Source organism: Agaribacterium haliotis (assembly GCF_002312815.1).
GTDB classification, from domain to species: domain Bacteria; phylum Pseudomonadota; class Gammaproteobacteria; order Pseudomonadales; family Cellvibrionaceae; genus Agaribacterium; species Agaribacterium haliotis.
In genome coordinates, this window is record NZ_NKQJ01000002.1 from 214,051 (window position 1) to 232,552 (window position 18,502).

The 18,502-nt window shown below is 48.0% G+C and carries 17 protein-coding genes; 9 read left to right on the top strand and 8 right to left on the bottom strand.

What is annotated here, in order from left to right; all coding sequences use genetic code 11:
- Nucleotides 1-197 precede the first annotated feature (197 nt).
- Nucleotides 198-1,520, top strand: coding sequence for a hypothetical protein (locus CFK45_RS03775; RefSeq protein WP_143247474.1), 1,323 nt, complete (start codon nt 198-200; stop codon nt 1,518-1,520).
- A 65-nt stretch (nt 1,521-1,585) separates the two neighbouring features.
- Here CFK45_RS03775 and CFK45_RS03780 read toward each other — a convergent pair whose 3' ends face one another.
- Nucleotides 1,586-2,818 (bottom strand): hypothetical protein, encoded by a 1,233-nt coding sequence (locus tag CFK45_RS03780; RefSeq protein WP_096085089.1) that lies wholly within the window; start codon nt 2,816-2,818, stop codon nt 1,586-1,588.
- 333 nt (nt 2,819-3,151) lie between these two features.
- Between CFK45_RS03780 and CFK45_RS03785 the strand changes: the two genes are divergently transcribed.
- Nucleotides 3,152-4,051, top strand: coding sequence for a hypothetical protein (locus tag CFK45_RS03785; protein ID WP_096085090.1), 900 nt, complete (start codon nt 3,152-3,154; stop codon nt 4,049-4,051).
- 139 nt (nt 4,052-4,190) lie between these two features.
- On the opposite strand, the gene CFK45_RS03790 is transcribed toward CFK45_RS03785, so the two are convergent.
- Nucleotides 4,191-5,006, bottom strand: coding sequence for an ABC transporter permease (locus CFK45_RS03790; RefSeq protein ID WP_096085091.1), 816 nt, complete (start codon nt 5,004-5,006; stop codon nt 4,191-4,193).
- Nucleotides 5,003-5,977 (bottom strand): ABC transporter ATP-binding protein, encoded by a 975-nt coding sequence (locus CFK45_RS03795; protein WP_158224593.1) that lies wholly within the window; start codon nt 5,975-5,977, stop codon nt 5,003-5,005. The genes CFK45_RS03790 and CFK45_RS03795 overlap by 4 nt, the downstream gene beginning before the upstream one ends.
- A gap of 332 nt (nt 5,978-6,309) precedes the next feature.
- Here CFK45_RS03795 and CFK45_RS03800 point away from each other — a divergent pair, with 332 nt between their 5' ends.
- Nucleotides 6,310-8,106, top strand: coding sequence for an SMP-30/gluconolactonase/LRE family protein (locus CFK45_RS03800; RefSeq protein WP_158224594.1), 1,797 nt, complete (start codon nt 6,310-6,312; stop codon nt 8,104-8,106).
- A 187-nt stretch (nt 8,107-8,293) separates the two neighbouring features.
- Here the strand turns inward: CFK45_RS03800 and CFK45_RS03805 are convergent, their stop codons facing one another.
- On the bottom strand, nt 8,294-8,638 hold the full coding sequence (locus tag CFK45_RS03805) for a HopJ type III effector protein (protein WP_096085094.1): 345 nt from the start codon (nt 8,636-8,638) through the stop codon (nt 8,294-8,296).
- Nucleotides 8,639-8,706: 68 nt separating this feature from the next.
- Nucleotides 8,707-9,603, bottom strand: coding sequence for a LysR family transcriptional regulator (locus CFK45_RS03810; protein WP_143247476.1), 897 nt, complete (start codon nt 9,601-9,603; stop codon nt 8,707-8,709).
- 184 nt (nt 9,604-9,787) lie between these two features.
- Here CFK45_RS03810 and CFK45_RS03815 point away from each other — a divergent pair, with 184 nt between their 5' ends.
- Complete coding sequence (locus CFK45_RS03815; protein ID WP_096085096.1) at nt 9,788-10,918, top strand: alkene reductase; 1,131 nt, start codon at nt 9,788-9,790, stop codon at nt 10,916-10,918.
- A 34-nt stretch (nt 10,919-10,952) separates the two neighbouring features.
- A complete protein-coding gene (locus tag CFK45_RS03820; RefSeq protein WP_096085097.1) occupies nt 10,953-11,240 on the top strand; it encodes a DUF1330 domain-containing protein in 288 nt (95 codons plus the stop codon).
- A 92-nt stretch (nt 11,241-11,332) separates the two neighbouring features.
- On the opposite strand, the gene CFK45_RS03825 is transcribed toward CFK45_RS03820, so the two are convergent.
- A complete protein-coding gene (locus CFK45_RS03825) occupies nt 11,333-12,316 on the bottom strand; it encodes an aldo/keto reductase (RefSeq protein ID WP_096085098.1) in 984 nt (327 codons plus the stop codon).
- Nucleotides 12,317-12,511: 195 nt separating this feature from the next.
- On the opposite strand from CFK45_RS03825, the gene CFK45_RS03830 reads away from it, so the two are divergent.
- Nucleotides 12,512-12,853 carry a TehB family protein gene (locus tag CFK45_RS03830; protein ID WP_096085099.1) on the top strand — a complete coding sequence of 114 codons (342 nt, stop codon included), beginning with the start codon at nt 12,512-12,514 and terminating at the stop codon, nt 12,851-12,853.
- Between the two features lie 7 nt (nt 12,854-12,860).
- Here CFK45_RS03830 and CFK45_RS03835 read toward each other — a convergent pair whose 3' ends face one another.
- Nucleotides 12,861-13,736, bottom strand: a complete 876-nt coding sequence (locus tag CFK45_RS03835; RefSeq protein ID WP_096085100.1) for a bifunctional transcriptional activator/DNA repair enzyme AdaA — start codon at nt 13,734-13,736, stop codon at nt 12,861-12,863.
- A 228-nt stretch (nt 13,737-13,964) separates the two neighbouring features.
- Here CFK45_RS03835 and CFK45_RS03840 point away from each other — a divergent pair, with 228 nt between their 5' ends.
- The 3 genes from CFK45_RS03840 (at nt 13,965) to CFK45_RS03850 (ending at nt 17,113) form a co-directional block, all read left to right on the top strand.
- Entirely contained in the window at nt 13,965-14,447 is a 483-nt protein-coding gene (locus CFK45_RS03840) for a P-loop nucleotide/nucleoside kinase family protein (protein WP_096085101.1), read from the top strand.
- Nucleotides 14,448-14,752: 305 nt separating this feature from the next.
- On the top strand, nt 14,753-16,171 hold the full coding sequence (gene pyk / locus CFK45_RS03845) for a pyruvate kinase (RefSeq protein ID WP_096085102.1): 1,419 nt from the start codon (nt 14,753-14,755) through the stop codon (nt 16,169-16,171).
- 327 nt (nt 16,172-16,498) lie between these two features.
- On the top strand, nt 16,499-17,113 hold the full coding sequence (locus CFK45_RS03850) for a DUF7010 family protein (protein WP_096085103.1): 615 nt from the start codon (nt 16,499-16,501) through the stop codon (nt 17,111-17,113).
- A gap of 102 nt (nt 17,114-17,215) precedes the next feature.
- Here CFK45_RS03850 and CFK45_RS03855 read toward each other — a convergent pair whose 3' ends face one another.
- Complete coding sequence (locus tag CFK45_RS03855; protein ID WP_096085104.1) at nt 17,216-18,430, bottom strand: globin domain-containing protein; 1,215 nt, start codon at nt 18,428-18,430, stop codon at nt 17,216-17,218.
- Between the last annotated feature and the right edge of the window lie 72 nt (nt 18,431-18,502).

Below are 18,502 nucleotides of genomic sequence, written 5' to 3' on the forward strand. Positions count from 1 at the left end.
TTCGGAACAGTTTAAAGCACGGTCCTATATTTCCTATTGATCTGTCAGCGTCATTAATTTGCCACATTATCAATCCAGACTTCGGTCAAAAGACTTTGCGCTCAAAAAGCTGGACTTTAGGCTTTGGCTAGAACCACCGTACATTACAGCTACCTGGCGCAATAATGAATACACAATAATTAAAGGACGTGGACGTTATGACAAATATCTACCAACAAATATGGAACGCTGATCAACAAGGCAACGGCATTGCCGCGCTTCGCCCCGGCGAAGAAACAAATTCAGACCTGGGCTATGTTATTGTTGATGAACGAAAAGAAAACGTCGGCGATGATTTTAAGGTGTTAAAAGAAGTACTGATCCCCGAAAATAAAATGCACACCTACCGGCTGTGTAAAAAGCTTTTTGACAACTACGCTCTGGCTCGGGCAGCAAGAGAAATTGTCCGTCCAGAAGAAGAACAAGAAGAACTCGATTTTATTAATGCCATTGTAGATACGGCACCGATCCAGGTTGCCAAGTCTTATATGGAGAGCTCCTTAAACCTGCAAATTTCCGACAACCTGCTTGCAGCAATGATAAAAGAAACGTGGTTTGAATTAGGCCGCGCCGGCAGTCAGCATCAGGCATCGGGTTTTGAACACGTATTTATTGGTGAACAAAGCAGCAAGAGCAGTAAAGTTGGCGGCTACCATTTTTGGTTTAAATACTATCTCGACGACGCAGGGCAAATTAGCGCCGACGACGAGGGTATCGACCGTATCGAATACAAAGGCACACGTTATCAAGGAGCAAGCTCTCCAGAAGAGGGGCTTTTAATCCCAGAAGTAGTCACTCTATCGCTGGTATGGACTGCACCAGCCGGAGATAACCCAGCAAACCTGCAAAGCCTCGAACTTAAAAAACCCATCGGTGGCTTTTTTGTCGGCTGCAGCCCTGAATGCCTTATTGCGCTTGGTTTAGTACGCTGCCGTACAAACGCTGGAAAAATTACGGTCATCAACAACGCCGAATATCAGTTAGACCTGCACCGCTTGGATGCCAAACCCAATGCTATTCGAACATTTTTCCCGCGCTTTCGCCGAGCCGAGCTTGACGACATTATCATAACAAACAGCGATAACTCATCGACACCTTCTACGCCAGCAGCGACACCAGCACTCAATCTCGAAGCAGATGACGATAAAAAGAATATAGGCAGCTTTGCAATTATTGCGGCAATGGTGAACCCACCTGCCCCAGAAGGTGGGCGCGAGTTTATTCAACTTATCAACTGCACTTCGGCAGTCGCCTCACTCCAGGGCTGGCAGATCATCGCGCCAAACGGCAGCAGCTTCACTCTCGCAGAGCAAGGCCTTCACCCCGGAGATATATTTAAATTTCAAATCCCCGCTCAACAAGGCGTGCTTAGAAATAAAGCAGGTGAAATCACACTTAAATCAGCTGACGGAACAATAGAAAAAAAATACAGCTACAGCAGTGAGCAAGCTAAAAACGAAGGCTCGGTAATTATTTTTTAGTTGCTAAGCAGTAGCTGCTCGTATCGTTATCGAGCAGCTACTGCTTCTAAGATACAGTGAAAAATCTACTGCACAAACTCCCACTCTAAATGGACCACCGCTTTAGTTGCAGTCGCAGGCCAGACACCCTCACTCAAGACGATATTGCGCAAGGTAAATTCATCACCACTCTCAATTAAATACGCAGACAAACCCGGAATACTTATATTTAAATCGGGCACGCTGTCGACACCCTGTAAGTGAATAAAACCGGAGTGCACCGGGTAGCCAAAGTCATCAAAGAAGTTAATGGGCACGACTTCTAATATGAACGCGAGATCGCGACCACTGTCATTAATAAACGTTGCCTCAACTTCGCCTGCACTTACCGACATCTCTATCGCCGCCAAATTTGGCAGGGGCTCAACATCTGCGCGCTTGTCCAGCGAAAAGCCGGTGAACTTAGCGTAAGCAACTTGCTCTAACAGAGCGTGGGCAACACCGTCGCTGTGATCAACATAAACCATGCTTTGCTCAGGCGCCAGGCAGGTATTTGTTGTAGCAGAGCCCAAATCATATAAAGCCCCGTCAAAAAACCAACCGCCGCCAACCACTGCCAGCTGTTCGTCAAGATCATTAAATAATGTAACGCTATATTCTTCGGGACGGATAAAACACAAAGGCTCGGCGCTGACATTACTTACCTCAACAGCAAACAGAAGGCGACGGAACCTCTCGCGCTGTTCAGTGCTGTTATAAATCTTAATTTCAGAGCCGATAGTTAAAGATTCATTCTCATCGTCGCTATATAGCGGCACGCTGAGCTTCTGCGCATCATCGTTTAACACACCAAAACAATTATTTCCGGTAGCCTCGTAGCGATAAACATTGTTGACTGCAGAGCTAGCCACCACCGTCGAATCCGGGCAGTAGCTTGCATCAAAACCATCACCAACGGGGCTTTGAACAGGGCTCGGTGTTACGTCGGGGCTGGGGGTTACAATAGGGCTGGGTGTTACAAGCGGGCTAGGTGTTACAACAGGGCTGGAACCCGGTTCAGGCGATTCGCTTGTGCCTGGCTCAGGTAGTACCGGGCTCAATGTCGGCTCGGGGCTTGCGGTCAACTCGGGGTTAGGCCTGGGTGATGCACTGGGTTCAACAACAATGGGCGTGGCGCTCGGCACCGCCGTTGGGCTGGGCTCTGTAACGGAAGGCTGATCGCCACCTCCACCGCCGCCACAAGCGCTGATACACAAACAAACAGCAGCCGGCATTAAAGCTCGGGCAGCGACAACAAAATGGTTACTGCTAAATACCACTTACAATCTCCCTTTTTCTGGCAAGCCAATCGGCTTATTTAAGACATCCTGCTTTCTTGGCAGAATAAATAAGACGAAAATTATATAAAAAACCTCAAAGCAGCGATCAAAACAACAAGCTTATGGACGACAGCATCAGGGGTACTGGTGCCATTATTTGCTGTTTGCACACTCAAAACGATCACAGCAGCACCACAACAAACACACTGATATTAATAAAACGACAAACAGCACTTTAAAACCACACTAAAGCATGACATATTGGCGCCCAAGCACGCTGAGCGGTAAGCCCAGCCCTAAATATGTTGATCTTGTCTGAGCTAAGGAAATCAAATGAACAAGCAATTCAATCGCATCGCTTTATCCCTGTGTGTTGCCAGCATCGCAGCTTGTGGCGGTGGCAGCAGTGACGGCCTTTCAAATGAAGGCGAAACGTCCAATTCCAATATCACCAAGCAAAATAAAGAAGAGTTTGCCGGTGCGGCCATCGGCGCACTGGCCGCTGCGAACAGCTTCGATTCTGAGCAATTCTTAAATAGCGCAGGTTTTCGCAACACAGGCAGCACAGCACAGAGCGGCTCTTTGTCAAAAACTCAGTTTGGCAGCAATGAAAAAAGTATTGCCGACTATGAGTGCAGCTTGGGTGGCAAGGTTGAGTTTACCGGCCTCGACGATGACCTAAACGGCGAAAACAAACTGGATGCAGGCTCTGGCGAGTTTGGTGTCAACTTTGATCAATGTGTTGACGACTTTGGCATCACTCAAGATGGCTCGATTAGTGTGTCATGGTCCGGCGGCTTAGAGCCGCAAACTCATAGCCCCAAAGATTTGCGACTGGATATCGACTTCAGCATGACTATCGACGATGCTGGCGACGCCCTGAACTCAGAAGTTGATGCCAGCGTTGTCTGCAGTGACTATATGCAAAACTGCGAGTTTAAGCTGAGTAAACTTGCCATCAGCAGCGGTGATGAAGCCATCACCATCAGCGATATGAGTGTTAGCAGCGACGATAATGGCCTGGACACTGACGCAACCATTTCAATTAAAGGCATGGGCGCAATTACGATTAGCGGCAACGACCTGGTTGAGTGTGAAGATGGCGAAAGCTTTCAAAGCGGCACTATCGACGTAAGTGAAGGTTCAACTATGTCTGTTATGCAAATTACTTTCCTGAACTGCTCAACTTACTCGTTAAGCTATGACGGTGAAACCGAGGTTTATCAGCAGTAAGCTAACTTAAACTCTCGCTAAAGAGCAGCCTGTAATAAAAGCCCTTGTGCCAAATAAAACAAGGACTTATTAATTCTGAAGTTTATGCCAGTGCTAAGTTAGCACTGGCATATATACGTTATCGACACCTGCGTACTACTTACAGTCGCCGTTGACGGGCGTAGGCCATCACAACAAAAACTAAAAACAGCAGTGAGAAAACGCCAAGCATAGCCACATGCGCTAACACAGATCCGCCCTGTGATTGCCCGATATGAATCAACGCCAATTGAGACAAGTGATAAGACGGCAAAAAATACGCAAAGCCCTGTAAAAATTCTGGCAACATCGCTATCGGCAACCACAAACCGGAAAGAAAAGACATCGGCAAATATATAGCATTGATTATTGCCGCGGCACTTTCGGCTTTTAGCAATAAACCCAGAGCCAGGCCCATCAAACAAAAAGGCAAGCTGGCTAATACAAGTGTTATTACAAGCGACAGCAACTGGCCAAAAGCGAGTGTAACGCCCGCAAACAACTGCGCAACCAGCATCATCAACAGAACAATTATCAGCGAAAATAACATCGACACCAAAGTTCGACTGAGTATCTGCGCTGAGGCAGGCATTGGTGAAATACTTTTAAGCTGCAGCCAGCCTTTGCTACGCTCAACAGCTAAGCCGGCACCAAATGAGAACAGCGCAGGCCCCATCACCCCAAAACTTGCATAGGTGCACAGCAAATACGTCGCCGCTTCGACATTATCGGCATTTAATACAACAGCAAAAAACAGGTAAAACATCAGTGGGAATAAAACAACCGGCAATGAAAATGCTGGATTTCGAAGCGTTTTTAGCCACTCATACTTAGTTTCAAGTGTGTAAACCCTTACAAGGTGAGCAAGCCTCTCCCGCCAAACACGGCTTTTATTTGTTTGATCAAGCCATCCGGCATTCACTAGCGCGCGGCTCATGCTGCAGCCCCCCGATCTACTAGCGGTAAAACTCCGTTTTCTTTTTTAGATAAATAATTAAAAACCTGTTCTAAGCTTGGGCGGCGTACACTTAACTGTTCAAGCGGTAACTGATGCTGCAGCAGTGCCCGCAAAGTCTCGCATACCTGCTTGCTGTGCAGTTCTGTAAACGGCCCCTCGCGGGTGACATTTACAACCCCGGGCACGGATAGAAAGTCTAGTGAAGTACCCGTATCAATAAAGCGTATAAGACTGGAGCCGAGCTGAGATTTAGCCTGCTCAATCGAGGCTGAATACGCAACTTTACCCTCTTGCAGAAATAACAGCTCATCGGCTAGAGCGTCGGCCTCTTCAAGATAATGTGTTGTCAGCACCACCGCCGTTCCACGCTGTTTTAGCGCCGAAATTGCAGCCCACAGGCCTTGCCTGGCATCGATATCCATCGCCACGCTAGGCTCGTCTAAAAATAAAATCTTGGGTGCCCCACAAATACTTAAAGCAAAAAGTAGACGCTGTTTTTCTCCACCGGAAAGGCTTTTAGTGTATCGATGCTGTAAATGCTCAAGCCCCGCGTACGCAATTAGCTCACTATATGGCAGTGTTTGATAATAATAACTGCTAAATAATTCGATATGCTCTTTGACTTTCAAGTTATCCGGCAACGCTGCCACTTGCAGCATCGCCCCGCACTGCTGCTTCATGCCGGCATCACCTGGCTGATAAGCACCAAAGCGTACAGCTCCCGAATCCGCCTGCAGCTGACCGAGAAAAATCTTCAGCAAAGTTGTTTTACCCGCACCATTCGCCCCAAGCACCGCCAGTACTTGACCTGCTTGGATATCAAAGCTGATATCACTAAGTGCCACATTTTCACCAAACTTTTTATTAAGCGATATTACTGAAGCGATGCTCTGTGCAGCACCGTACCGAGAGCATTTTTCGTTTAAAGACAAATCCTGTTGGGCAGCCATAGTTTCTCCATAAAGCATTTTTGACAAAGCACAGCGCTAGCGCACGGCCTAGGCAAGCATAATGAAGAAAAAATCAACAACAGCAGAGAGACAAATATCATCAATAGCTTGTGACATTTGTCATATTTCTTTTAGGCGCAATAGCACTATAAAGGCCGGCCCCTACAATCAAAATAACCATTGAGTCACACTTTAAAGCAGCTGACACCTATTGACACTTATCTGCCAAACAAGCTGACCAGAAGTACTGTTAGACTTGTTCATATTTCTCTCGATAACTCTGCATAACTAGTAATGGATAATCTCTTATGCCAATAGCACGCAGTATCAACATGACTATGTTGAAGCGCTTATTAACGGTTACAACCATTTTCACCAGCGTCACACTAGGCGCATGTAGCGGCGAAGACCTCGATCTGACACTTCCTTCACCGCCTCAGCCGTCGGTATCACCGTCATCCGGGCCGTCGCCAAGCCCTAGCCCTATCGCTACGCCGTCTTATTCTCCGTCGCCAAGCCCGACAAGCATTCCATCTTTTTCCCCAACGAGCATACCTAGCCCTGGGTCTACAGAATCACCAATTTGCTCCGATAGATGGGAGGACTTTGAAATACGAGGCCTAGAAGCGAACGATACAATCGAGGCTAAATGGAATAGCCATACCCCTCGTCGTATGGGTAACCAGCGCCACGAGGGTCTACTGTTCGGTTGGTGTGGCTATCCAAGCGAAGAATCCCCATACCCCTACTTATTTGAAATTACCGATAGCAATGGATATAGCTGCGATGTCAAACGTGAACCATTTACCACCCTCGTAACATGCAAGAAAAGCCCCCCGTACTCACCTAGCCCAATACCCAGTGACTCTCCTTCACCAAAAATCTGCGGCGACAGCTGGGAAAGCATTGAAATTTCGGGTCTAGAGGGCGGCGACAGTATCGAGGCAAAATGGAACAGCCATACGCCTCAGCATTTTTCAAATATCAAGCAGGATAACGTTTGGTTCGGCTGGTGCAGCGGTGACCCGGAAATCCCATTCATGTTTGAAATCATCGACAGTGGTGATTATCACTGTGACGTACATCGTGAGTACAACAAAACGACTGTGACCTGTCTAAAAAATTCCGATTACGATGAAGATGGCGTTTTATCTTCGATGGATCACTGTCCCCACAGCCCACTCGGTAGCACTGTAAATATTCACGGTTGCTCCGCTGGCCAACTAGCAGGTTTTTGCCAATTAAGTGGTGCGAATTCAGTCTTTATTTCAGGCACACACCTAGAAGACGTAGCGGCCAAACATGCTACCACTTTCTCAAATATTGTTGGCCTCGCATCTGACAGCAACGGCACACTATATTTATCTGATGGCAGTGAGCCAAACAAAGCAATATTTACATACTCGATTGATGGTGGTTTCAATTTTCTCCTGCCAAGCAGCCCGCATACTAAGTCACTCTTGGTTGATGCAAATGATGAGCTGTATATCACTCAAGATATTGGTCAAATAAATAAGACCACCTCGTATTTAATCGACAAAGAAAACCCAGCCGGCAACACAACAAGCCTGTTTTTTAGCTACAAAGGTCAACGCTTTCATAAAATCAACGACATTTGGATCGCCCCCAATGCAGATATGTATTTTACTGCGGCATGTTTTGACTGCCCAGTAAGCGAAAATGCGGAACAGATCTTCTTACTGCCATTTGGCAGTATTGAAGCGCAGCGCTTAAGCGATGACCTGGGCCGAGCACATACCCTGTTGGGCACTGCCGATGGCAAAGTATTGTTTGTTTCAGATGCACACAACGAAGGTCGTGTTTATAAATACGATATCGAAGTAGACGGCAGCCTTAGTAATCGCTCGGTCTTTGCTGACTACGCGGCTGAAGATATGCTCATTGATTGTGAAAACAACATTTATTTAGCTTTCGCCAGTACCGACCAAAATTTTGTTAGCGTCAAAACAATTAACGGCGAAGAGCTTGAACATATCAGCTTAGTCAAAAAACCTTCAAGCTTAAGTTTTGGTGGTTATGACCTAGAATTATTATTTATAGCTGCAGAGGATAGCCTCTATGCGATTGAGACCCGCGTAAGAGGGCTACGCCAGCCTTTTTATCACTAACGGGTTCAACTAAGGGTGAGTTTTGATACTCACCCTTATTCTCCCCCATCTATGCTAGAAACATCAGTGTCAGCTAAATATGCAGCGCCCAGCGCCAGGAAGAAAAAAGGCCTGCACATATATCACAGGCGCTTGTGCGTATTCGCGACCTGAATGGATACAAGCCGAAGGGGCAATCAGGCTTAGATTATTTATCTTCTAAGGCTTGCGCCTCAAAGCTAATACCCTGCCAGCCGCTTCGCATAAAATTTCGAATATTTGCGTGATCTTCAGCATCGGGGTGTTGCAGTACATCTTTGCGATAATAATCACCAAAGCACGCTAGGGTCTGCTGTTTGTCTAGCTTATTTAACAGAGCAAATGCAAACAACTTACATGAACCCTCATTGCTACCAGCCGGATTTTCGGCTTCGCCATTTTTAAAGCTCACAGGCGTATATCTATAGTTCGCGTCAATGACAGCCATGGTGTCGGCAAAGCTAATACACTCGGGATCACTGTTTAATTTGTCTAAAAATTCTTGTTTATTCATATCGTTAACTCGCCGTCTATCTAATCTGTATTGGTATAAGTTTGAGCACTCAGGACTAATCCGTCACTTTAGGCTCTGGCATCCAAGCCTAAAAAAAGATGTTTCTTGCGCTCTAGCGCTTCGATCAACCCCTGGCGAAATACTTTCACTCTCGCCGTTGCTTTAAGGTCTATATGATTCAGTACCCACACCCCCCAGTCGGATGCTGGCAGGCTTATCGGTAGTTTTACAACATCTGGATGACTCACAGCATCGGGGAAAAACACGGGCATTCGCGCAAAACCAACGGCACTCTGCACGGCGGCATGCATGCTCGTCAAATCGTCGATCGAAAAAGCAACATAGGCCTTTGGGCTAAGTGAGCTCGCCCAGCTTTTAAGCTGATCTTCATCCCCCCAATTAATAACAGGCAGCGGCCGCTGACTAAACTCGCCACTTAAGAACGGCTCGACAAAACTGCGGTGACAATAAATTGCATGACGCAAATAACTGACGCGCTTGCCAATTAAGTAATCTGGTGGCGCCGGGCTCATGCGCACGGCGATATCCGCCTCGCGATTGGCTAAATTTCGCACGCCTTTTGACACACTAAGGCGCAGCTCTATATCTGGGTAGCGGCGGTTTAACTCAGCAATATCAGCAGCGAGCACTTCGTCATATAAGTCATGCGGCATGGTTATATGTAGTTTGCCCTCAACACGCTGATCCAGGCCCATCAATTTACGTGAAATTTTGTGGTGTTTTTGCTCCAGGGCTTCAGCAATTTCAAGTATTTGCGCACCCGCATCACTCAGCTCAAACCCTTTACTGTGGCGCTCAAACAAGGCCACACCGTGCTCGGCCTCAAGTGAACTTAAGCGCCTCGCCACCGTTGTGTGATTGACCTGCAATGCACGCGCAGCAGCAGAAAGGCTTCCACTGCGCGCAATCGCCAGGAAAAAACGAAGATCGTCCCAGTTTGTCATATGCAAATACGCACAGCCTATGTGCTTTTTTTGATAATTTTTGATCAGGGCCGGCAATTATAGAATGCTCACTCAACGCTAAACAAGCGCAGGCTAAAGCTTGTGCAGCAAAACCTTTACAACACAGCAAACCCTCTACAGCTAAAACCTGCACAGCAGGGCACAGGCAAAAAACGGAGCAAAGATGAGCAGACTGTTTGATACGATCAAGCTGGGACAACAGCAGTTAAATAACCGCATCTTTATGGCGCCTATGACGCGGGGACGCGCAAGCCCAGACGGCGTGCCAACTGAATTAATGGCTAAGTATTACGCTCAGCGGGCCGAGGCCGGCCTAATCATCACTGAAGCAGTAGCGGTTAGCAAAGACGGCCTGGGCTGGTGGCGCGCTCCGGGAATATTCACCGCCGAACAACAGCGGGCCTGGAAGACTGTTGGCCAGGCCATCAATGCTGAACAAGGCCACGCTTTTATGCAGCTTTGGCACATGGGCGCTTGTGTGCACCCTGACTTTCTCGGCGGCAAAGACGCTCTATCTGCATCCGATTGCACACTCAGCGGCGAAGTGCACACACCGAGCGGTGAAAAAAAGCAGCTAAGGCAAGCGAGAGCTATGCAGCTGGATGAAATACAACAAACACAGCAGGACTTTGTTGTCGCCGCCAAAGCGGCTATCGACGCAGGTTTTTCCGGGGTTGAGGTGCACGCCGCCAATGGTTTTTTACTCGACCAGTTTCTTCGCGACGGCAGTAATCAGCGCAGCGATCTTTACGGTGGCAGCATCAATAAACGCTGCCGCCTGGTTTTAGAACTTATTGATGCTGTTGCCGATGCCATTGGCGAAGAGCGCGTAGGCATTCGCCTTTCACCGAGCAACGCAATGTGGGGCATTGCTGACAGCCAACCTCTCGAGTTATTTAGCTATCTTGTTGAGCAATTAAACTCGCGCAAGCTTGCGTATCTGCACGTACTTGAACCCAAACCAGAGTTTGGCCACGTTATCAAAACCGTAGCAACACTGGCACCGACGCTGCGCAAGCTTTATCGCGGCACCTTTATTTTAAACGGGGGCTTTGACCAAGAGCGAGCAGAACAGGCTCTTAACAACAATGAAGCCGATGCCATCGCTTTTGGGGTGCCTTTTATAGCCAACCCAGACTTAGTCTATCGCTACAAAAATAAACTCAGCTTAAATGAGGTTCGGGCCGATTATTTTTATACAAGCGATAGCAGTTTGGGAGCGGAAGGATACAGCGACTACCCACTGGCAAAACAGCAGCAGGTGCAACAAAACACCAGTGAACAACCGGCTTAACTCTCAAAAAACTTAACTCAAATAGGAAATAACTATGAGCGCATATCTAATTGTTTCTCTGAATATCAAAGACAAAGAGCTTTTTAGTGAATATGCCCAGCAAGCCGGGCCAAGCATGCTAAAGTTCGGCGCAGAATTTATTGCCCGCGGAGCGATAAGCAAGATGCTAAGCGGTGAGCAGCAGTGGCAAACCCACGCTGTCGTCAAATTTGAAGACGAAAATAAAATTGAGGCCTGGTACAACTCAGCGGAATATCAAGCGCTTATTGATCTTCGCGATCGGGCAGCGGATCTATGCTTAGCGGTGTTTTCAGACAACTAATTTTTCGCAAAGGGGCTTTTGCGGCCTGCTGCCACAAAAGCCCCAGCCAAGATCAGATAAAGACACAACAAAAACAAAAACTACGACAAGTACTACATCACACCGCGAATATGCTGTTTGACCTTGTCAAAGTAAAAATCAGAGAGTTTTTGGTGTAGTGCTTTATCCAGCGGCTTCAGAGCGCTAACTGAAGCATTTTCTTTAACCTGTTCAGCCGTACTTGCTCCGGTAATAACGGAGCTGACCGCGGCGTGATCAAGTATCCAGCGCATCGCCATCTGGGCAGGGCTCATACCTTCGGGCACAAGCAGTTTTAACTCTTCAGCCAGCTCAACAGCTAACTCAAATGGAACTCCGGAGAATGTTTCTCCGACGCTAAAAAATTCCCCGTCTTTATTATAATTGCGATGATCTTGCTCAGAGAAAACCTGATCTTTTTTCATTTTCCCAGCTAATACACCACTGGCAAGCGGCAGGCGCACAATGATGCCAACGTTGTTGGCCTGGGCTTCAGGAAAGAGCTCGCTGCTGTGGTCTTGGCGAAATAAATTAAAAATTGTTTGTATCGAACTAAGTTTCGGATGTTTTACTGCAAACAAAGCCTCGTCAAGGGTTTCAACACTAACACCAAAATGTTGGATTAAGCCCTGCTGCTGAAAATCTTCCATATAAGCCAGTACATCACCCGCTTTAAGTACTGGCTCCGGCAGGCAGTGCAGCTGGATAAGCGGCAGGCTTTCTAGCTTCAGGCGCTGCAAAGACGCCTCAATATTTGCCTTGATTGCGGCCTTGCTGTAATTGTCTGGATACAAACGACTATCGCGGCCAACCTTTGTTGCAATGATGCGCTGTTTGCAAGGGTAGTTAGTACAGTGTGAGGCAATGCGCTGCTCACTCAAACCGGCGCCGTAAACATCGGCAGTGTCCCAGAAATTAATCGAACAGGCATCCGCCTGCTTTAGTACCGCTTCGGCACGCTCAGCCTGCATGGCACCAAAATCTCCACCGAGCTGCCAGCAGCCGACGCCAATTTCACTGACCTTAAAACCCGATTTACCTAAGTTTCTATATTGCACATGGCCTCCCCGGGCACTGCCGAAATGAATATGAAAAAGACAAAGCCTACTGCAGGCAGGTAACTCAAGGCCAGAACTTTGTTTTTCGAAATATAATCGTCACAAAAATTTGCTGCATTGATGATTGCGCATCGCATTAATAGTACGCTTGCCAGCTGGCATTCACACTCAACGGTTTAAATCAGGACGATATTTATGAGCCACCTTCGCATCCCCAAGCACTGGCGTATTCGGCGCTCGACCCCGTTTTTCACCAAAGACAACGTGCCCGAAGCACTGCTCAGCCATCACAATACCGCCGCCGGCGTTTTTGGCCAGCTCTGTGTTATGGAAGGCGAAGTAACGTATCACGGTTTTGCCGACGAAGCGGCCAGCGAACCGGAGACAAGCATTGTTATTGCTGCTGGCAGCTTTGGCACCAGCCCGCCGCAGTACTGGCACCGCATCGAAATGAGCGATGACGCGCAATTTAATATTAACTTCTGGGCCGACCCAGAAGCCGAGCAATCCGACGAAGTTTATTCAGCCAAAAAATAACTGCGCGCTACAAATTGTCCTTTAGGCTCACAGCCGCTAATGCAGCCTCCCAGGCGATAATTGTACTTTTTTTATTCTCACCCCAGCGGTAAGCCCCAATGGCGCCACTTTGCTGAATAACCCGGTGACAGGGAATTAAAAACGCGACAGGATTTGCAGCAACAGCCGAGCCCACGGCGCGCGAAGCACCCGGCCTGGCAATAGCGGTGGCTACATCACTGTAACTGGCCAGCGACGCAAGTGGAATCGTTAGCAGGCTCTGCCACACTTTAAGCTTAAAATCCGTCGCCGCCAGGTGCAGTTTTATTTTATCGAGTGCGCGCCAGTCGCCGTGGAAGATTGCAAGTGCGTTTTCCTGAATGCTATCTCGCTTGGCAACATAGTGCGCATTTGGCAGGTAGTTTCGCAGGCGCTCCTGCGCCTGCTGTTTATCCTGCTCAAAATGCAAATAGCATATACCTTTAGCGGTCGACGCAATCAGCACTAAACCAAAAGGGCTCTGCGCAAAACTATAGTTAATACTTAAATTGGCACCGCCACTCTTAAACTCGCCGGGCGTCATGCCTTCTATGCGTACAAACATATCGTGCAAGCGCGCACTGCCCGACAAACCACTTTGATAAGCGGTATGCATCAGGCTTTTACGCTGCTGCAATAAGGTTTTTGCGTAATTCAAACTTAGAAATTGTATAAACTGCTTAGGGCTAACACCGGCCCATTCAGTAAACATGCGCTGAAAATGAAAGGCACTGAGCCCTACAGCGTCGGCAATTTGCTCCAGCGATGGCTGAGCCTTATAGTTATTGCGTATAAAATGAATCGCCTGTTCTACACGCTGATAATCAAGCTGGCGCTGATCGGGCCTTAGTTTTTTACTGGACATCACAAATTATCTTACTCACCTAAGCAGGAAGGGCATCAAACATGCCGGAAAGATATCGAGCATGCGCCAAGCACAGCCCTGACGACAACCCGTTTCTTGCGCTGCGACAAAAAACGCATATCCTACAATGCTCGTTGCAGCTCAAACCGGCAGTACAAGGGCTCTTATGACAACAACAATGGCAACAACGATGATTGCAAGCATTAGTACAACTAAGTTAAAGCCGCGATGAATAAGGAAAAGGGGAAACTGAGCTTATTCTGCGGCAAGATGGGCGCCGGTAAAAGCACCTTAGCCAAACACCTGGCCAGTGAGCAAGGCGCGGTATTGATTAGTGAAGACCAATGGTTAGCGGCTTTGTACCCCAATCAAATCGACTCTCTGCAAGATTATTTGGCTTGCGCCAACAAGCTCAAAAGCCCAATCAAAACACTGGTACAAAATATCTTAGTAGTCGGGACTGACGTTGTACTCGACTTCCCCGCCAATACCCTGAAACAGCGAGCTTGGCTCAAAACTATCTGCGACGAAATCCAGGCGCCCCACTGCTTATATTATCTTGAGCGAGATAACGAAACCTGCCTTAAGCAAATCAGACACAGACAACAAAGCAGCCAGGCAGTAACGGATAATGAAGCGATGTTTTATGCGGTGACTGAGTATTTTATGGCTCCTCAGGCTCATGAAGGTTTTCAACTTATTCAGGTCTAAGCAGCGCAATAGAGAAAAGATTAAAATGCCTCAATATGAGGCATACATGCGTTTGAACCTAGGTTTAGGAATGATCAAAGCAGAAACATAGATCAAACACTTCACTAGTTACTTCACCACAGACAACAAAAAACCTAGCCAAAGGTAACTCAACACCTTTCACTGCGCGGCCTGCAGCTAAACTAATAACCATCACAGTGCTGGCACCAAAGCACACCAGCGTTTGATTTATGACTATAAATGCCTCGGCCAAATCAGTAGAATACGCGCTCGAAATCCTCCCCTCACGACACTGATTGGTAGATATGAGCAAGAAGACAAAGATTGTAGCCACCGTTTCCGACCTAAAGGGTAGCGTTGAATTTATTTCAGAGCTTCACAAGCGCGGCGTAAACGTTATCCGTTTAAACACCGCCCACCAAACTCCTGAAGATACCCGCAAAGTTATCGAGAACGTGCGCAAGGCAAGTCCTCAGCTGGCCGTACTGGTTGACACCAAAGGCCCTGAAATGCGTACCAATTTGAAGATCGAAGAAGATCTGGATATCAAAACTGGCGATAAAGTCACCTTCCGCGCCGACGGCCTCGACGTCGCCACCACCCGTGAAGCGGTTCAGGTTAACTACTTGGGTTTTGTCAAAGACGTTCCCGTTGGCGCCCGCATCCTGATCGACGACGGCCTGCTTGAGCTGGTTGTAGACAGCAAAGACGATGAAGCGCTGTACACCACCGCTCAAAACAACGGCAAGATCAAAAAGAAAAAGAGCGTTAACGTACCCGGTGTTGAAATTCAACTGCCCTCGGTTACCGAGCGCGACAAGAGCTTTATTGAAATGGCGATCGACGCCGGTGTCGACTTTATCGCCCACTCTTTTGTTCGCACCAAACAAGATGTGCTCGACGTTCAGGAAATCCTCGACGCCAAGAATTCACCGATCAAAATCATCTCTAAAATCGAGAACCGCGAAGGTGTTGAGAATCTCGATGAGATCCTCGAAGTAACTTACGGCGTTATGGTTGCCCGTGGCGACCTCGGCATCGAAGTACCAGCCGAAGAAGTACCGCTGGTGCAAAAAGAGATGATCGAGAAATGTGTTGCCGCCAACGCGCCGGTTATCACTGCAACCCAAATGCTCGAAAGCATGATTCAAAACCCTCGCCCTACCCGCGCCGAAGTATCTGACGTTGCCAATGCCGTACTCGACGGTACCGATGCGCTGATGCTTTCCGGTGAGTCCGCTTACGGCGACTACCCGTTTGAAGCCGTTGAGACCATGGCCCGTATCGCCCTGCACACGGAAGAGAAAACCAAGCACAACATCAACTTTAATCTCGACAACGATAGAGACAACCTGCAGGCTTATGTTGCTAAAGCCGCGGCCAAAGCTTCTCGCGATCTGGATGTTGATGCGCTGGTTGTACCGACTCGCAAAGGCACCACGGCCCGCATGATCGCTTCACACCGCCCGGTTGCACCTATTTACGCCGCCTGTTTTGAAGTTGAAACAATGCGCCTGCTTTCTTTAAGCTACGGTGTTGATGCCTATGAAATTGAGCCATATAAAACGCGCTCAGAAATTCTGAACAAGGCTTTGACCCCGCTGACCGATAAAGGCGCGCTTGAAGATGACAGCCTGGTTGTTGTCGCCAAGGCCGCTCCAGGCTCACAGCGCAAGACCAACCGCATGGAAATCAACACCGTCGGTGCCTTAAAAGCGATCTAAGCTTTTTATTTGAACAGGCGTGGAGCTCTCCGCGCCTGTCTTTCTCCCCCTCTATCAAGTACCGCTTTCTTTATCCCATCTGGGCATTGCCCGCTTCAAAGCTTAGTGTTCACGCTATTGTTTTTAAGTGCACCCGCCAAATTTCCTATTGAGCAGCCCTGGCGCTGCGGTACCATAGCCAAACGATAGCCGCCGATATGAACTTGATAATAATAGTCTGGCGGCGGGGTCACACTTAGCAACTAAAGCGCCTCACGCTTGAGTAATAAAAATAAAGAAACAGCGCCCTAATCTGCGAGCAGCATCGGCGCACGGTTAAGGAAATTTATGGATTCAATCAAAGATGCCCAGGCAGATATGCGCGATGCCTACTTCTGGGGTGTGCCGGGCGTGTTCTGTTCCGCTTGCGTTTGGCTAAGCGCCGCTTTCACAAGCATGCTTATCAGCCCGATAGCTGGCATATGGTGCCTGGTTTTTGCCGGCAGCTTAATTTTTCCCGCATCCGTTGCGCTCTGTAAGCTACTCGGTTATCGCGGTAAACACCAACAGGGCAATGCACTAGCGCCTCTAGCCATCGAAGGCACAATCTGGATGTTGCTGACCATAGCCATTGCCGTCGCTTTAGCCATGCTTCACCCCCAATATTTTTTCCCCGCCATGCTGCTGATTATTGCAGGGCGTTATTTAAGTTTCAGAACCCTGTACGGTTTAAGAAGCTTCTATCTGCTTGCTTTTGCCTTGGTTCTTGCTGCCGGCCTGACTCTTTTGTATCAGGCCAGCAGTTCTTCCGAGGCCGTTATCAGAACGTATATCGGAGCGTTTAGCGGCGCCGCCATCGAGTTTATCTTTGCACTGGTTTTATTTGTGCAAGCAAAGCAGGCAAGCAAAAAAACAGAAAAAACTGATTTCTCAGTTGAGCCTGTTAAGGCTAAAAGCTCTTAACACCAAAAACCGTCCAATACCAAAAACCGTCTAATACAAACAAGTGCCCATAATTGCGGCAGCGAGCATAGCCTCGCCGCTGCGACAACTTAAAACAAATGCCTATTTCAAACCTGCAAACATATCCGGGCCAAATAGCTCGTATTTTATATTTTCAGCATCGACACCACAGCCCAATAAAAAGCGCCGCTGTACACGCATAAATTCCACTGGCCCACAAAGCATGTAATTTGCCTTCTTCGGCAGCTCTATTTCACTCAAATCAAGCACGCCCTCGATAATATCGAGGCCAGCACGACTGCCCGATTCAGCAAATACAATCAATTGACCGTTACTTAACGCAGGGGCAGCGTCCATCACATCGTCAAGCAGAGCAATATTGTCAGCGCTGCGCGCACCGTGAATAAACATCGTGCGTGCAGCACTTCGCTTAGCTGCGCGCTGCTGCCACAAAGCAACCATTGGTGTAATACCAATGCCCCCACTGATCAAGACTAAATCTTTGTCTTGCTGCTCATCGATAAAATCCCCAAAAGGCTGGCCAACCTGCAAAAGCGCGCCCTCTTCTAGCGCAACTAACTTGTTGCTCAACCAGCCGTCAATATCACTGCCAGAACCTGCGCGTTCCTGCTTTACGGTAATACGCCAACTGCCGTTCACACTTAACTGCGACAAGCTGTACTGGCGGATCTGCCTCTGCCCCTGATGCTCCAAAGCGACACTCAAATACTGACCGGGCTTAAATTCAGGTAAAACAGCCAGCGCAGTACTAGCGTCGCGGCTTGTACCCGCAGGTGACAGATAAAGTGAATAGACCCCATCGCACTCTTTTACTTTTTTCTCAAGCACAAGACTCTGCCAGTAGCCATCATCTGCGCGACAACCGGCCAAAGCGTAAAGCTGGGCTTCACGAGAAATAAGATCACAGGCTAGTTGCCAGTAAACCTCATCCCAGGCAACGGCAACTTCGTCCGTCACCGCATCGCCGAGCACTGTTTTCACCGCAGCCAGTAAATACTTGCCAACAATCGTGTACTGTGCGGGTTGAATTCCCAAACTGGCATGTTTGTGAGCAATGCGATTTAAAATAGGGTTGAGCAGCGCCGCGTTGTCATAATTTGCTGCGTAAGCATAAACAGCTGAAGCCAGCGCCTGTTTTTGCTCGCCCTTTATTTGATTACTCATATTAAACAAGTTTGTCAGTTCGGGGTGAGCCTCAAACATAGACCGGTAGAATTCACCGGTAATCGCAGTGCCGTGTTCGCGAACAACTTCAACGGTATTTTTTACAACTTCAATTGTTGATGGCGATAACATAACTTCTCCTTATTAGGAAAATAATAAAAAAGGGAGGGGAGCAATATTTATCTACACGCAGTCGTCAATCTG

Coding starts and splice junctions, on each gene's coding strand:
- CFK45_RS03775 (WP_143247474.1), top strand. CDS start 198: ATGACAAATATCTACCAACAAATATGGAACGCTGATCAACAAGGCAAC.
- CFK45_RS03785 (WP_096085090.1), top strand. CDS start 3,152: ATGAACAAGCAATTCAATCGCATCGCTTTATCCCTGTGTGTTGCCAGC.
- CFK45_RS03790 (WP_096085091.1), bottom strand. CDS start 5,006: ATGAGCCGCGCGCTAGTGAATGCCGGATGGCTTGATCAAACAAATAAA.
- CFK45_RS03795 (WP_158224593.1), bottom strand. CDS start 5,977: ATGGCTGCCCAACAGGATTTGTCTTTAAACGAAAAATGCTCTCGGTAC.
- CFK45_RS03800 (WP_158224594.1), top strand. CDS start 6,310: ATGACTATGTTGAAGCGCTTATTAACGGTTACAACCATTTTCACCAGC.
- CFK45_RS03805 (WP_096085094.1), bottom strand. CDS start 8,638: ATGAATAAACAAGAATTTTTAGACAAATTAAACAGTGATCCCGAGTGT.
- CFK45_RS03810 (WP_143247476.1), bottom strand. CDS start 9,603: ATGACAAACTGGGACGATCTTCGTTTTTTCCTGGCGATTGCGCGCAGT.
- CFK45_RS03815 (WP_096085096.1), top strand. CDS start 9,788: ATGAGCAGACTGTTTGATACGATCAAGCTGGGACAACAGCAGTTAAAT.
- CFK45_RS03820 (WP_096085097.1), top strand. CDS start 10,953: ATGAGCGCATATCTAATTGTTTCTCTGAATATCAAAGACAAAGAGCTT.
- CFK45_RS03830 (WP_096085099.1), top strand. CDS start 12,512: ATGAGCCACCTTCGCATCCCCAAGCACTGGCGTATTCGGCGCTCGACC.
- CFK45_RS03835 (WP_096085100.1), bottom strand. CDS start 13,736: ATGTCCAGTAAAAAACTAAGGCCCGATCAGCGCCAGCTTGATTATCAG.
- CFK45_RS03840 (WP_096085101.1), top strand. CDS start 13,965: ATGAATAAGGAAAAGGGGAAACTGAGCTTATTCTGCGGCAAGATGGGC.
- pyk (WP_096085102.1), top strand. CDS start 14,753: ATGAGCAAGAAGACAAAGATTGTAGCCACCGTTTCCGACCTAAAGGGT.
- CFK45_RS03850 (WP_096085103.1), top strand. CDS start 16,499: ATGGATTCAATCAAAGATGCCCAGGCAGATATGCGCGATGCCTACTTC.
- CFK45_RS03855 (WP_096085104.1), bottom strand. CDS start 18,430: ATGTTATCGCCATCAACAATTGAAGTTGTAAAAAATACCGTTGAAGTT.